Origin of the sequence: Streptomyces sp. NPDC048481 (genome assembly GCF_043200075.1) — a bacterium.
Classification (GTDB): domain Bacteria; phylum Actinomycetota; class Actinomycetes; order Streptomycetales; family Streptomycetaceae; genus Streptomyces.
In genome coordinates this window covers 89,713-103,080 of the sequence record NZ_JBICXC010000001.1, presented here as the reverse complement: position 1 = coordinate 103,080, position 13,368 = coordinate 89,713, and the positions used below count along the sequence as shown (strand labels likewise).

10 protein-coding genes and 1 tRNA gene are annotated in these 13,368 nt (G+C 74.2%); 1 reads left to right on the top strand and 10 read right to left on the bottom strand.

What is annotated here, in order from left to right:
• Positions 1-5 precede the first annotated feature (5 nt).
• The 4 genes from ACGFSH_RS00385 to ACGFSH_RS00370 form a co-directional block, all read right to left on the bottom strand.
• Positions 6-797, bottom strand: a complete 792-nt coding sequence (locus ACGFSH_RS00385) for a S16 family serine protease (protein ID WP_393343458.1) — start codon at positions 795-797, stop codon at positions 6-8.
• A 48-nt stretch (positions 798-845) separates the two neighbouring features.
• Positions 846-1,496 carry an IclR family transcriptional regulator gene (locus tag ACGFSH_RS00380; protein ID WP_393343456.1) on the bottom strand — a complete coding sequence of 217 codons (651 nt, stop codon included), beginning with the start codon at positions 1,494-1,496 and terminating at the stop codon, positions 846-848.
• 413 nt (positions 1,497-1,909) lie between these two features.
• Entirely contained in the window at positions 1,910-3,709 is a 1,800-nt protein-coding gene (locus ACGFSH_RS00375) for a DEAD/DEAH box helicase (RefSeq protein ID WP_393343454.1), read from the bottom strand.
• 511 nt (positions 3,710-4,220) lie between these two features.
• Positions 4,221-5,693 (bottom strand): MFS transporter, encoded by a 1,473-nt coding sequence (locus tag ACGFSH_RS00370; protein ID WP_393343452.1) that lies wholly within the window; start codon positions 5,691-5,693, stop codon positions 4,221-4,223.
• 221 nt (positions 5,694-5,914) lie between these two features.
• Here ACGFSH_RS00370 and ACGFSH_RS00365 point away from each other — a divergent pair.
• Positions 5,915-5,986, top strand: a tRNA-Cys gene (locus ACGFSH_RS00365).
• A 67-nt stretch (positions 5,987-6,053) separates the two neighbouring features.
• On the opposite strand, the gene ACGFSH_RS00360 is transcribed toward ACGFSH_RS00365, so the two are convergent.
• The 6 genes from ACGFSH_RS00360 to ACGFSH_RS00335 form a co-directional block, all read right to left on the bottom strand.
• The gene (locus ACGFSH_RS00360) at positions 6,054-6,749 is read right to left on the bottom strand and encodes an SMI1/KNR4 family protein (protein ID WP_393343450.1); all 696 of its coding nucleotides are present in this window, start codon (positions 6,747-6,749) and stop codon (positions 6,054-6,056) included.
• A gap of 71 nt (positions 6,750-6,820) precedes the next feature.
• On the bottom strand, positions 6,821-7,906 hold the full coding sequence (locus ACGFSH_RS00355) for an SUKH-4 family immunity protein (protein ID WP_393343448.1): 1,086 nt from the start codon (positions 7,904-7,906) through the stop codon (positions 6,821-6,823).
• 225 nt (positions 7,907-8,131) lie between these two features.
• A complete protein-coding gene (locus ACGFSH_RS00350) occupies positions 8,132-8,263 on the bottom strand; it encodes a hypothetical protein (RefSeq protein WP_393343446.1) in 132 nt (43 codons plus the stop codon).
• The gene (locus ACGFSH_RS00345; protein ID WP_393343444.1) at positions 8,260-10,569 is read right to left on the bottom strand and encodes a xanthine dehydrogenase family protein molybdopterin-binding subunit; all 2,310 of its coding nucleotides are present in this window, start codon (positions 10,567-10,569) and stop codon (positions 8,260-8,262) included. Before ACGFSH_RS00345 ends, ACGFSH_RS00350 begins: the two co-directional genes overlap by 4 nt.
• Entirely contained in the window at positions 10,566-12,329 is a 1,764-nt protein-coding gene (locus tag ACGFSH_RS00340) for a 2Fe-2S iron-sulfur cluster-binding protein (RefSeq protein WP_393343442.1), read from the bottom strand. The genes ACGFSH_RS00345 and ACGFSH_RS00340 overlap by 4 nt, the downstream gene beginning before the upstream one ends.
• The gene (locus ACGFSH_RS00335; protein WP_329410460.1) at positions 12,326-13,219 is read right to left on the bottom strand and encodes an FAD binding domain-containing protein; all 894 of its coding nucleotides are present in this window, start codon (positions 13,217-13,219) and stop codon (positions 12,326-12,328) included. The genes ACGFSH_RS00340 and ACGFSH_RS00335 overlap by 4 nt, the downstream gene beginning before the upstream one ends.
• Positions 13,220-13,368: the final 149 nt, after the last annotated feature.

Sequence of the window (13,368 nt, the reverse complement as noted above, 5' to 3'; positions counted from 1 at the left end):
CCGCCTCAGCAGCCGGGGACGGTGCCCTTGCCGTGCTCCAGCGCGACCAGCGCCCTGACCGCGCCCTGGAGGCTGGTGACCGGGACCAGCCGCAGCCCGCGGGGCAGATCGGCCTTGGCGTCGGCGCACTCGTCCTTCGGCACGAGGAACACGGTCGCGCCGTCCCGCCGCGCGGCCTGCGTCTTCAGTCCGACGCCGCCGACCGCGCCGACCTTCCCCGATCCGTCGATCGTCCCCGTGCCGGCGATGGTGCGGCCGCCCGTGAGGTCGCCGCCGCTGCCGTCGCCGTCGAGCTTGTCGACGATGCCGAGCGAGAACAGCAGACCGGCGCTGGGCCCGCCCACGTCGGCCAGCTTCAGCGTGACCTTGACGCCGTCGTCGGAGAGGTCCAGGTACTTCAGCGCGGCCTCGGTCGCCGCGTCCTGGGACTGCCGCATCTGCTCGGTGTTGTGCCGCTCGATCTCCTCGGTGCTCTGCCCGCTGGGGTAGACCGAGTCGTGCGGCATGATCGCCTGGTCGGTGCGGAACCAGCCGTCGATCACGTCGGGGAGCCTGACGTCGGTGTCGGGGTTGGTCGCCTCGATCGTCGTCATCCGCAGCTGTCCCGTGGTTTGCCGGGTGGGCGCGCCGGAGATCGTGATCACCTCGGCGCCCTTGTTCTCGCCGAGGACGTTCGCCGTCATGCCCGGCTGCGCCACCGAGAACGGCAGCGGCGCGAACGCGGCCGCGGCGAGCAGCGCCACGACGGGCAGCGCGCAGACGGCGAGGGCCTTGGGGCGTGAGAGGCGTGAGAGCACGGAGTCAATCTAACGCGGGGACGCGCCGCGCCCGTGGCCGCCCGCCGGTCAGCGCAGCGCCTCGGCGACCTCGCGGGCCGCGTCCACGACCCGCGGGCCCACCCGCTCGGGCACCGCGTCCGCCAGCATCACCACGCCCACACTGCCCTCGACGCCGGTCACGCCGAGCAGCGGGGCGGCCGCGCCGCTCGCGCCGGCCTCCAGCTCACCGTGCGTCAGCGTGTAGCCGGGCTCGTCCGGGCGACGCGCCGACTTCTGCCGTGCGGAGAGGATCGCCCGGCCGGCCGCCCCCCGGTCCAGCGGATGCCGGAACCCGGCCCGGTAGGCCACGTGGTAGTCCGTCCAGGACGGCTCGACGACGGCGACGGCGAGCGCCTCGGTGCCGTCCACCAGCGTCAGATGCGCGGTCGCGCCGATGTCCTCGGCCAGCGAGCGCAGCGCGGGCAGCGCGGCCTCGCGCACCAGCGGATGCACCTGCCGGCCGAGCCGCAGGACGCCGAGACCGACCCGGGCCCGGCCGCCCAGGTCGCGCCGGACCAGCGCGTGCTGCTCCAGGGTGGCCAGCAGACGGTAGACGACGGTCCGGTTGACGCCGAGCTTGTTGGACAGCTCGGTGACGGTCAGGCCGTGGTCGGTGTCGGCCAGCAGCTTGAGTACCTTCAGCCCTCGATCGAGCGTCTGGGAGGTTTCCGCGGTCACGACGCCCACTCCTTAAGTGGTGAGGTCGGCGGCCCTCCGTCGCGGCGGATGCGTCACCGAGTCCCGTCAGTGACGCGCCACAGAGGCCGCCGATCGACAGACGGGTCCGGCGTGTCCGGACCCGGTCGCTTCACGGCTGCGCTCCGCGGCGGCGCTGCCACGGGGCGTGTGCGTAGCGGGACAGTAGCGAAGCAGGTTCGCTGAGCGGAAGGCTCCGTCCAGAATCCGGTCAGTGGCCGGGACGGACTTCCTGCCTTTGTCCCGATACGTACGGAGCACGCCCCCGGCCGCGCGCCCCTGGCAGGGCGCGACCGGGAGAGGGGGCAAGAGAGGCGCGCGGAGGAGGGGGCAAGGAAGGCGCGGAGGAGGGGCAAGAGAGGCGCGCGGACGAGGAGGGCGGGCGGGAGAGGGGGTCAGCGCATGCGGGTGGCCCACTCCTGCACCTTGGCGATCCGCTGCCGCAGCTGGCCCGCCGTCGCCTCCGCGCTGGGCGGTCCGCCGCACACGCGCCGCAGTTCGGTGTGGATCACACCGTGGGGCTTGCCGCTCTGGTGGACGTACGCGCCGACCATCGTGTTGAGCTGCTTGCGCAGCTCCATCATCTCCTTGTGGGAGACCACCGGCCGCCGCTCGGCGGGCAGTTCCAGCAGGTCGGCCTCGCTGTCGGGCTTCTTCCTGCTGTGCGCGATCTGCTTGGCCTGGCGCTTCTGCAGCAGCAGTTGCACCTGGTCGGGTTCGAGCAGGCCCGGGATGCCGAGGTAGTCCTGCTCCTCCTCGCTGCCCGGGTGGGCCTGCATGCCGAACTCGGCCCCGTTGTACATCACCCGGTCGAAGACGGCCTCGGACTCCAGCGCCTCGAAGGCGAACTGCTCCTGCTCGCCGGTGTCCTCGTCCTGCTCCTTGTTCGCCTCGTCCATCTCCTTCTCGGACTCGGCGTACGGGTCCTCCTCGCCCTCCTTCTTGGGCTTGTCGAGGGCGTGGTCGCGCTCGACCTCCATCTCGTTGGCGAAGGTGAGCAGGTCGGGCACGGTGGGGAGGAAGACGGAGGCGGTCTCGCCGCGCCGCCGGGACCGCACGAAACGGCCGACGGCCTGGGCGAAGAAGAGGGGCGTGGAGATCGTCGTGGCGTAGACCCCGACCGCGAGGCGCGGCACGTCGACGCCCTCGGACACCATCCGCACCGCGACCATCCACCGGTCGTCGCCGGCGCTGAAGTCGTCGATGCGGCGGGACGCGCCGGTGTCGTCGGACAGGACGAGGGTGGCCTTCGAGCCGGTGATCTCCCGGATGAGCTTGGCGTAGGCGCGGGCGGAGTCCTGGTCGGAGGCGATGACGAGCGCGCCGGCGTCCGGGATCGCCTTCCTGACCTCGGTGAGCCGCTGGTCGGCGGCGCGCAGCACGCTGGGCATCCACTCGCCGCGCGGATCGAGGGCGGTGCGCCAGGCCTGGCTGATCGCGTCCTTGGTCATCGGCTCGCCGAGCCGCGCGGCGATCTCGTCGCCAGCCTTCGTCCGCCAGCGCATGTTGCCGCTGTAGGAGAGGAAGATGACCGGCCGCACCACGTTGTCGGCGAGCGCCGACCCGTACCCGTAGGTGTAGTCGGCGGCGGACCGCCGGATCCCGTCGTTGCCCTCCTCGTACGTCACGAAGGGGATGGGGTTGGTGTCCGAGCGGAACGGCGTGCCGGTGAGCGCGAGCCGGCGGGTGGCGGGCTCGAACGCCTCCAGGCACGCCTCGCCCCAGGACTTGGAGTCGCCGGCGTGGTGGATCTCGTCGAGGATGACGAGCGTCTTGCGCTGCTCGCTGCGGTTGCGGTGCAGCATCGGCCGCACGCCGACGCCCGCGTACGTGACGGCGACGCCGTGGTAGTCCTTGCTGAGCGGCCCGGCGCTGTACTCGGGGTCCAGCCGGATCCCTATCCGCGCGGCCGCCTCCGCCCACTGCTTCTTCAGGTGCTCGGTCGGCGCGACCACGGTCACCTGCTGCACGACGTGGTGGTGCAGCAGCCAGGAGGCGAGGGTCAGCGCGAAGGTCGTCTTGCCGGCGCCAGGGGTGGCGACGGCGAGGAAGTCGCGCGGCTGCTCCTGGAGGTACTTCTCCATCGCCCCCTGCTGCCAGGCGCGCAGTTTGCTGGCGGTGCCCCAGGGGGCGCGGCCGGGAAAGGCGGGCGACAGGTGGTGGGAGGTGGAGCTGGTGGCGGCGGTGATGGTCACGGTCTCCGGGTTCGGGGTCGAATCAAGAGGGTCCGCGCGAAGCGCGTCGGAAGGGCGGATGCGCGTGTCGGGTGGCGGACGGGCGGGCTGACTCCGTCCTTGCGGACGGGGGACTCGGGCGGGCGGGACGACCGGGCCACCCTACCGGCGGCCCGGCGGTGCCGACGCGCGAACGACGCGCGGTCGCCCGCGGTTGGGACCCAGGTCACAAAGCCCACGGCCGCTCCGCGATCACCGGGACCTGAACCACTCGGGCCCTCACACCCCACCCCACGCCGATGACCAGGCCGTACACCGCTTCGTCGCTCGACTCACGGCGTCACCCACGCCACACGGGCACTACGGTCCGACCCCGAGCCACCCGTACCACCCCGGCCCACGAGCGCTGCTCACGCCCTGCGGGCGCTACGGGTCCCACCCCGAGCCACCCGTACCACCCCGACTCACGAGCGCTACCTGCGCCGCGCGGGTACTACGGGTCCCGCCCGGGTCACGCGGGCCGCCGCACGGGTCACGCGCGGGGTTCGGGGTTCCGGTGGAGGCGGGTGGTCACCCAGGCTCCCAGGAGCGCCACCGCGGCCATCGGGAGGAAGACGGCGGCGAAGGCGGCCGGATGCGAGGCGCCGTCGGCGGCCGCGGACGTCGTCGCGTGGGCCACGTTCCCGCCGCCCAGCGCGGCGAAGGCGGCGCCGCCGGCGGCCAGCAGCAGGACGTTGGACAGGCCGTCCGAGATCTGAAGGGCGGCCGAGTTGGAGCCCGCCTCCTGCGGGGCGGACAGCTTCAGCAGCAGCACGCTGGTGGAGGAGATCACGAGCCCCATGCCGAAGCAGCCGAAGCCCCAGGCGACGGCCACCGTCCAGGCGGGCACCGCGGGCAGCAGCACACTGGGCGCGGCGGCGATGGCGGCGGCCGCCAGCACCATCCCGAGCGCCATCAGCCGCTCGCGGTACGGCTCCGCCCAGGGCCGCGACTGGAGCCACGACCCCAGGGCCCAGGTGCCGCCGCCCGCGGCGAGCGAGAACCCGGCCAGGGTCGGGCTCAGCCCCCGCTGGGTCACCAGCATCAGCGGCACGAAGGACTCGGCGGCGATGAAGGAGCCGGCGGCCACACCGCGCAGGAGCACGACGGAGGGCAGGCCCCGGGCGGCCCGCCAGGTGCCGCGCGGCAGCAGCCCGCGCACGGCGGGCACGAGCAGCGCGAGCCCCGCCGCGGCGGGCGCCGCCGACAGCGGCCGCAGATCTTGTGCGGCGTACTGAAGGAGCCCCGCGCCGAGGGAGATGGCGAGCGCGAGCCGGATCCGCCGCCGGTCGAAGGGCGGGGCCTCCGTCCCCTCCACGGGCCCGCTCGCCCGCCGGCGTATCTGGGGCAGCGCCAGCGCGAGCGGGGCGACGACGAGGACGGGAATGCCCAGGAAGACCCACCGCCACCCCAGGTGCTCGGTCACCGCGCCGGCGGCCAGCGGCCCGACCACCGACGGCACCACCCAGCAGGCGGCGAACGCGGCCATGATCGCGGGCCGCAGCCGCTCCGGGTAGGCCCGTCCGACGACGACGTACAACGCGACGATCACCAGCCCGCCGCCGAGCCCCTGCACGGCGCGGCCGAGGATGAACACCCACATGACCTGGGCGCTCCCCGAGAGCAGCAGCCCCGCCGCGAAGGCTCCTATCCCGCCGCCCAGCGCGCCGAGCGGTCCCCGCCGGTCCGACAGCTGTCCGGCGAAGACCATCCCGAACAGACTCGTCGTGAAGTACCCGGAGAACGCGAAGGCGTACACGGACACCCCGTCCAGGTCGCGTGCCGCGACCGGCATCGCGGTGCCCACGGCGGTCGCCTCGAAGGCGATGAGCAGCACCACGGAGACGATCCCGACGGTGAGGGCCCGGTGTGCCCGCCCGAGGACGGTCCCGTCCTCGTCGGGCGGGGCGGGGCGGGACCGGGCTTCGTCTGCGACACCGGTGTCGCGGGGTTCGAGGGCTGCCATGGTCGTCAGCGTAAGGGGCGCCACCGACATCTGCCCCTGTCCGTGGACGGGTCCGGGCCTGGGACCTTGGTCCTACGACCACGGCCCGTCCGCCCGTTTCATGAACGGCGTGTGGCAGTCCCGTTGCGGGCCGGGCGTATCCCTTGAGCCCCGTCCCGCCCGGCCCGTACGGTCGACGTACCAAGTCCGGACGGGGCGCACCAGGAACCCCCGACCGACCCGGCCGTGTGCCCGAGTGGTTTAGGGACTCGCCTGCAAAGCGAGTTACGCGGGTTCGATTCCCGCCATGGCCTCTATGGCATTGAGCAGGCACAAAAGGGCGGCACTCCTTCTGGAGTGCCGCCCTTTTGGTCGTCCGTCTCATTCTCCGTATCGGTTGACCGGTCGAGCGCAGGCGCGGCTTGGGATCACCGCTCCGCTCTGCCCCCACCTCACGAAGGCATCGTCATCGGTCCCGGAGAGACTTGGCGTCACCGGATCGGCATGGCCCGGCAGGCGCATCTCCGTCCCCTCGGTCAGGGCGGCGAGGAGGTCTCGGAACATGTGCGACAGGCTGTCCCACACCTTCACCGGAGCCTCCGTGTCCCCGGCGTGCAGACCGTGGAGCACGTTCCCGAACCGGTCTCCGTCACGGTGGTCGACGATGAGCTTGCCTCCGGTGATGTCCGTGGCGATCGGAACCCACCGGACGTGGAACAAGTACCCGTACACCTGATAGATGTCCCGCAGGTCCGGGTCCTCCGACTCGTTCCCGTCGACCCATTCGGCGATCTCTTCCTCCAGCGATCGTTGACCGGCACGCATTCCCTCGGCACCGTGCAGGATGAACCCCTCGGGGAGGATGACGCCGGGACCGCCATGGCCCTTCGTGGCGGTGACCCCGTCGTGACGTCCCAGCCACGCCACCAGATCCGGGTGCAGAGGGAACCGACGGTCGGCGATGGCGTCGATGTCGTCCTGCGCGGCGGGAGGGTTCAAGGCAGTGTGGTCCGCGGGCGCGTTGGTCTCCAGCCACGCATCGAGACGGGCGAGAACAGCATTGAGGTCGTCGGTCATACGGCGACTCTACGAATCACGGTGGTGACAGGACTCCTCGGATCGAACCGTGCCGACCCGCTGCGACCGGCCTATTCGTCCCGCGGGCACCGTGCCACGGAACCTTGCCGGACCTCGTCGAGCAACGGGTCGCACAGGGTCGGGTGAGGCGCGGACAGGGTGCGGCACATCGTGTCGGCGAGGCGGCCGTAGGTCGCGGTCAGGGCGTGCACCGCGGTCAGGGCGTGCTCGTGCCGGGTCAGCCGGAGGGTGAGGGCGAGGGTCGAGATGTCGGCGTTGAGGGGGCGCAGGCCGAGGTCCGGTTCGCTCCGAAGGAGCACCGCGCCCGTGGCGCCGTCCAGGACGAGAGTCGTGTCCGCCGTCAGAGTGCCCAGCCGGATCAGCCGGTCGGCGCCGGCCGGGAGCCGCTGTCCCGCCGGGGCGTCGCCGTGGGTGTCGGCGGCGTGCTCGGCGAGGGTCCGCAGGGGCGCGTCCGTCTCCACCGAGAAGCGGGCGGCCCTCTCCGGCAGGCCCCGTTCGCGCAGGAAGCGGCGGGTGGGGGCGTGGGTGAGCGCCCGGGGGCAGTCGACGTCGTCGAAGCGGACGATCGCGCCGGAGCCGGACTCGTCGCCCAGGAAACGCGCCGGCAGGTCCAGCGCCAGGCCTGACGCGGTGCACGGGCCGGTCGCGGGGGCCAGCGGGCGGATCACCGCGGCCAGTTGCCGAAGGAGACCCGGCATGACCGGCGTGGCGTGCCGCGTGTGCTGCGGGCCGGTCGCGTCCGGCTCGAAGACCGCCAGCAGTCCGCGCCTTGCCTCCGCCACGGCGCTCGGGCCGAGCCGGCTCGCGTAGGAGGTGAACTGGCCGCGCAGGGCCGCCAGTTCGTCCACCGCCGTGGCCAGGCGCACCAGCTCGGCGAGGCCGGGCGCGAGCGGGAGGGAGGCCGGCAGGCCGGGGTGGTCGTGCGGGAGGGAGGTGGCCGGGATCTCACCGCTCGGGTACGTCGACAGGGCGCCGTGCGGCGGGCGTTGGGGCAGGGCGGGGCCCGTCGTGGCCGGCCGGCGGTGCTTCGGTGCGTGTGTGGCGTACGGGTTCAGCTCGTCCTCGGTGAAGATGATCGTCGGTGTGAGAGTCGGTGTGGTCGTCGTCGTGGCGGTGGTGGTCCTGGTCGTGCCCATCGGTCCCCCGTGCGGAAAGTTGCGTGCGCCGTCCCACTGCTCCGCAGCCTATGCGGACCCACTGACAACGGCTGTGACCAGCGGCAGCGCCCGGCACGCCCGACACAGGTCCCGTCTGACAGACGTCGGGGCGGCCCCGCGAGTTCCCCGCCGACCGGACGATCTCGGGTGAATCCGGCGACAGGGCCGGTGATCTGAGAGGGGCTCAGGTGATCCGCGAGGGGGTCAGGTGAAGTAGACGCCGCCCAGCACCACGACCACCGCGGCGGTCAGGAACAGCAGGATCCAGGCCAGCAGCCTGCTCAGCCCCGGCGGGGGCTCGTACCGCTCGCCGGGGACCGGATCCGGCTCGCTCACCGGTCCGTCACCACGGCCGCCTGCGGCCTTATCGGCAGCCGGTTGACCGGGCGGCCGGTCGCGGCGCGCACGGCGGAGGCGATCGCCGCGGGCGAGGTCACCACCGGGACCGCGCTGGCCGCCTTCGCCCCGAACGGCGCGACCACGTCCCGCTCCTCGACCAGCTTGACGATCCGGATGTCCGGGGCGTCTAGGGCCGTGGGCAGCGCGTAACCGGTGAGGTCGGGGTGGCGGATCAGGCCGCGCGGGGTGCGCAGGTTCTCCGTGAGCGCGATGCCCACGCCCTGGGTCACGCCCGCCTCGATGCGCGCGGCGAGCTGCGCCGGGTTCAGGATCCGGCCGACGTCCTGGGCGACCGCCAGTTCGACGACCCGCACCGAGCCCAGTTCGATGTCGACGTCGACGACCGCGCGGACCGCGCAGAAGGCGAGGCCGACGAAGGCGTCCCCCTGGCCGGCCGCGTCCAGCGGCTCGGTGGGGTGCGGGCGGCACTGCGCCGTCGCCCACAGTTCCTTGCCCCGCATCTCCTCCGTGACGGTCGTCGACAGGACGCCGTCGTAGGAGGTGATCTTGCCGTCGGTGATCTGCAGTAGTTCCGTGGACATGCCGAACTTGTGCGCCAGCGGCTGCAGAAGCTGGGTGCGGACCATCTTGGCCGCGCGTTCCACCGCGCCGCCGGAGACCCACGTGTGGCGGCCGCGGCAGCCGGGGCCCGCGGGCGGCTGGTCGGTGTCCACGGGGGCCACGTGGACCTCGTCGACGCCGAGGGTCTCCTGGACGATCTGACGGGCCAGCGTCGTGAAACCCTGGCCTGTCTCGACCGCCGCGCACAGCACCGTCGCGACGCCGTCCTGGACCTTCACGGTCGCCGTGGAGACCTCGTCCGCGCCCTCGGCGCCCAGCATGTGCACCATGCCGAGGCCGTAGCCGACGCCCCGGCGGACAGCGCCCGGCTCGCCCGCGCCCTCGGGGCCGCCGGGCAGCAGCCAGTCCTCCTCCGGCGTGTCCTTGGGGAGCGCCGGGAGGGGGTACTCCTGGACGGCCTGGAGCAGTTCGGCGACGGGCGCGGGGCAGGTCACCGTCTGGCCGGTCGGCAGGACGTCGCCGGTCGCCATCACGTTGCGCAGCCGCAGCTCGGCCGGATCCACGCCGAGTTTCTTCGCCAGTTTGTCCATCTGCGCCTCGTAGGCGGCGCAGACCTGCATCGCTCCCTCGCCGCGTACATGGCCCGACGGCGGGTTGTTCGTGCGCACCGCCCAGCCCTCGATGAAGGCGTTCGGGACCACGTAGGGGCCGCAGGCGAAGGAGACGGCGGCGGCCAGGGCCTCGGCGGAGGTGTCCGCGTACGCGCCCGCGTCCAGCAGGATCTGCGCCTCGACCTTCACCAGCCGGCCCTCGGCGTCGGCGTGGTGGCGGTAGCGCAGCAGGGTGGGGTGCCGGTGGGCGTGGCCGAGGAAGGACTCCTCGCGGGTGGCCGTGAGCTTGACCGGGCAGCCCGTCTTCAGGGCGAGCAGTCCGAGCGGGAGCTGGAAGCCCTGGTCCTCGCGGTCGGCGGTGGCGCCGGGCACGCCGGTGACGACGATCTTCACCCGTTCGGGTTCGAGGCCGTAGCAGGCGGCGGCCGTGTCCCGGTCGGTGTGCGGGTCGGTGGAGGCGAGGTACAGCTCCACGCCGCCGTCGGGGCGGGGCACGGCGAGACCGGCCTCGGCGCCGATCGGGGCGGGGTCGGCGCGGCCGATGCGGTACTGGCCCTCGACGACGATCTCGCCGGCGGCGGCGGGGTCGCCGTGGTGCAGGGGGATGTGGCGGATCAGGTTGCCGTCGGGGTGCAGTGCCTCGGCCTCGAAGGCGAGTTCGGGGTCGACCACCGGGTCGAGCAGCTCGTACTCGACGATGACGGCGGCGGCGGCCATGCGCGCGGTGTCCGGGTGGTCGGCGGCGACGGCCGCGATGGGCTCGCCGTGGTGGCGCACGACGTCGGAGGCGAACACCGGCCGGTCCGCCGTGCCGCGGCCGTGCAGGGCGCGGCCGGGGACGTCCTCATGGGTGACGACGGCCCGTACGCCGGGCATCTCCCGCGCGTGGGACGTGTCGACGGACAGGATGCGCGCGTGCGGGTGCGGTGAGCGCAGGACGGCCGCCCACAGCAGGCCCTCGGCCCACAGGTCGGCAGCGTAGGGGAAGGTGCCCTCGGTCTTGGCACGCGCGTCGGCGGGCTGGAGGGAGGCGCCGATGCCGTGCGGGACCGGCTCCGGGGGCGCGGAGGCCTCCACGGGGCTCGCCGCGACGACTGCTTCGTTGCTCACGCCTGGCCTCCGTCCTGGCCCTGTCCGTACGCGGGGTCGTGCGGGTGGGGCTGCGCGGGGTTCTCGAAGGCGGACACGTGGACGCCGCCGCCGCCCGGGCCCGCCTGGTGGGGAATGCGGGCCTCGTCGCCGTCCGCCTCGGCGTCCGCGGCGGCGTTCGCCTCGCGTTCGGCCACGACGTCCTGGACGGCCCGCAGGACGCCCCGGTACCCCGAGCACCGGCACAGGTTGCCGCACAGGGCCTGGCGGGCCTCCAGCTCGGTGGGGGCGGGGTTGCCCTCCAGCAGGTCGTGGACCGTCATCGCCATGCCGGGCACGCAGAAGCCGCACTGCACGGCCCCGCACCGGGCGAGCGCCCGCTGCACGTCGGAGGGCTGTCCGTCCTCGGCGAGGCCCTCGACGGTGCGGATCTCGCTGCCGGCGGTGGTGACGGCCGGGACCAGGCAGGAGGCGACGAGCCGCCCGTCCACCTGGACGTTGCAGGCCCCGCACTCGCCCTGCGAGCAGCCGTCCTTGGCGCCGGCGAGGCCGAGGCGCTCGCGCAGGACGTAGAGCAGCGACTCGCCGATCCAGGCGTCGGCGACGGGCCGGTCGGAGCCGTTGACGCGCAGCACGTAGGCGGCGAGGGGGTGTTCCTCGTGGAACGGCGGCGGTGCGTCGTCGTCGGGGTCCTCGGCGGTGCCGGAGGCCTCCTGGGTGTGCGGGTCCGCGTCGGCGGTCGCGTCGGGCCGCGGGGCGGTCCCGGCGCCGTCCGGGGTGTCGTCGGCGGCGGGGGCGTCCGCCGGGGGCCCGGCGTCGGCGTGCTCGGCGGCCTCGGCGGTCCGCTCTGCGGGGGCGTCGGCGGGGGCCTGGGGGGCCCGCTGGACGTGGCCGGCGTCCTCGGCGGGCTCGGGGGCCGCCTCGGCCTCCACGGGGCCGTCCGGGGCCACCGTGTACGCCTCGGCGGAGATCTCCGGGGCGTACGGCCCGGAGGCGTGCGGCGCGGTGTGGTCCGGCGCGGTCTGGTCCGGCGCGGTGTGACGGTGGTCGGACGCCGCCGGGGCGGGGTCGTGCGGGGGCGTGTGCGGGGTGACGCCGTGCGGGGGCGTGTGCTCCGGCGCGTGGCCGAACGCGGTCTGCTCCTGCGCCTGCCGTGCGGCCTCGTCGGCGTGCGGCCCCCAGGGCCCCTCCGCCGGTTCGGGCGCGCCCGTCGCCCAGGGTGCGGGCGCGCCGCCGGGGAGGGTGGCGGGGGGCGTGCCGCCCCACTGCTCGACCAGGGACGACGTGGTGAACTCGCCGGACTCGTCGGGCAGGTCGCCGCCTGCCACGGGGATCGACCACTGGCCGGTCACGTCGTGGCCGGAGGCGTGCGGGGGCTGCTGCCCGCCTCCGGGCGCCGAGGCGTCGTCGAAGGTCCACTGGCCGGTCGCGCCGGGGTGGTAGGTGAACCGGTCGTCGCCGACGGTCTGCGGGGTGCCCTGCGGGGCGGGCCAGTCGCCCGCGCCGGCGGGGGCGGCCCAGGTCGCGGCAGGGTCCTCGGGGGGCGCGACCGCTATCTGCGGCGGCACGTAGCCGTGGCCCGGCGCGGCGAGCGGGCTGTCGCCGCGGGCGGCCAGGAAGGCGTCGATGCCGCCCTCGGGAAGCTTGACGAAGGCGGTCGCGCCGTCGTCGTAGTCCCCCTGGGGCAGCGGGTCCCAGCGGCTGCCGCCGCGCGGCGCGCCCTGGTCCCGCGCGTCGCCCTGTTCGGGTCCGTGTCCGGGCCCGTGCTGGTCGTCGCTCACGACAGCGCCCTCCCCAGTGCTCGTCGGGCCAGCGCGGCGACGGTGCGCCGCAGGTGCAGTACGGCGGGCGGAAGTTCGGGTACGGAGCCGTCGACGCCCGGCGCGGGGTCGGGGATGCAGGCGGCTGCCACGTACTCCCCGAAGGCGGTCAGGGCCTCGGGGACGATGGTGCGGCTGTTGTCCCAGTCGATCAGCCGGGCGACCCACTGCTCGGCGTCCAGGGGGCGCAGCGGCATCGGCGCTATGGCACCGACGGCGCACCGCACGCCGCGCCGGGCCGGGTCCAGGACCAGCGCGACGGAGGCGACCGCGCGGCCGGGGCCGGTGCGTCCGGTGGCCTTGAGGAAGACCTGCGGGGCGTGCAGCAGCGGCACGCGCACGTACCCGATGAGTTCGCCTCCGCGCAGCATGTCCACGCCGGCCAGCAGGTGCGAGACGGGGATCTCCCGGCGGGCTCCGCCCGGTCCCGCGATGATCAGGGTCGCCTCCAGCGCGGCCAGCACCGGCAGCGCGTCGCCCGTGGGGGCGGCCGAGGCGATGTTGCCGCCCAGGGTGCCCGCGTTGCGGATCTGGGGCGGTCCCGCGGCGCGCGCGGCGGCGGCGAGGGCCGGGATGAGGGCGGCGAAGTCGGGGCGGCCCATGCGGGCGTGCGTCAGTCCCGCGCCGAGCAGGGCGTGGCCGTCCTGGTACTGCCAGCCGCGGATCTCGCTGATCCGGCCGAGACCGACCAGTCCGGTGGGCCTCAGCTGTCCCGAGTTGACGGCCGCCATGAGGTCGGTGCCGCCGGCCACGGGCACGGCGGCGGGCATGGCGGCCAGTGCCGCCACGGCCTCGTCCAGTGTCGTGGGCAGCGTGACGGCCTGCGCCGCCTGCGGTGCGTGCGTGCTCAAAACCGGCTGCCCCTTCCCGCTGCCCCACCTGGTCCCACCTGTGTTGCCGTACGGTACGTGCTGACAGGGCGGACGTGGCAACTCTGGCACATGTTCGTCACACCGGGACGCGGGGGTCCGCCAGGAGGCGTTCGCCCACGTCATCCGGG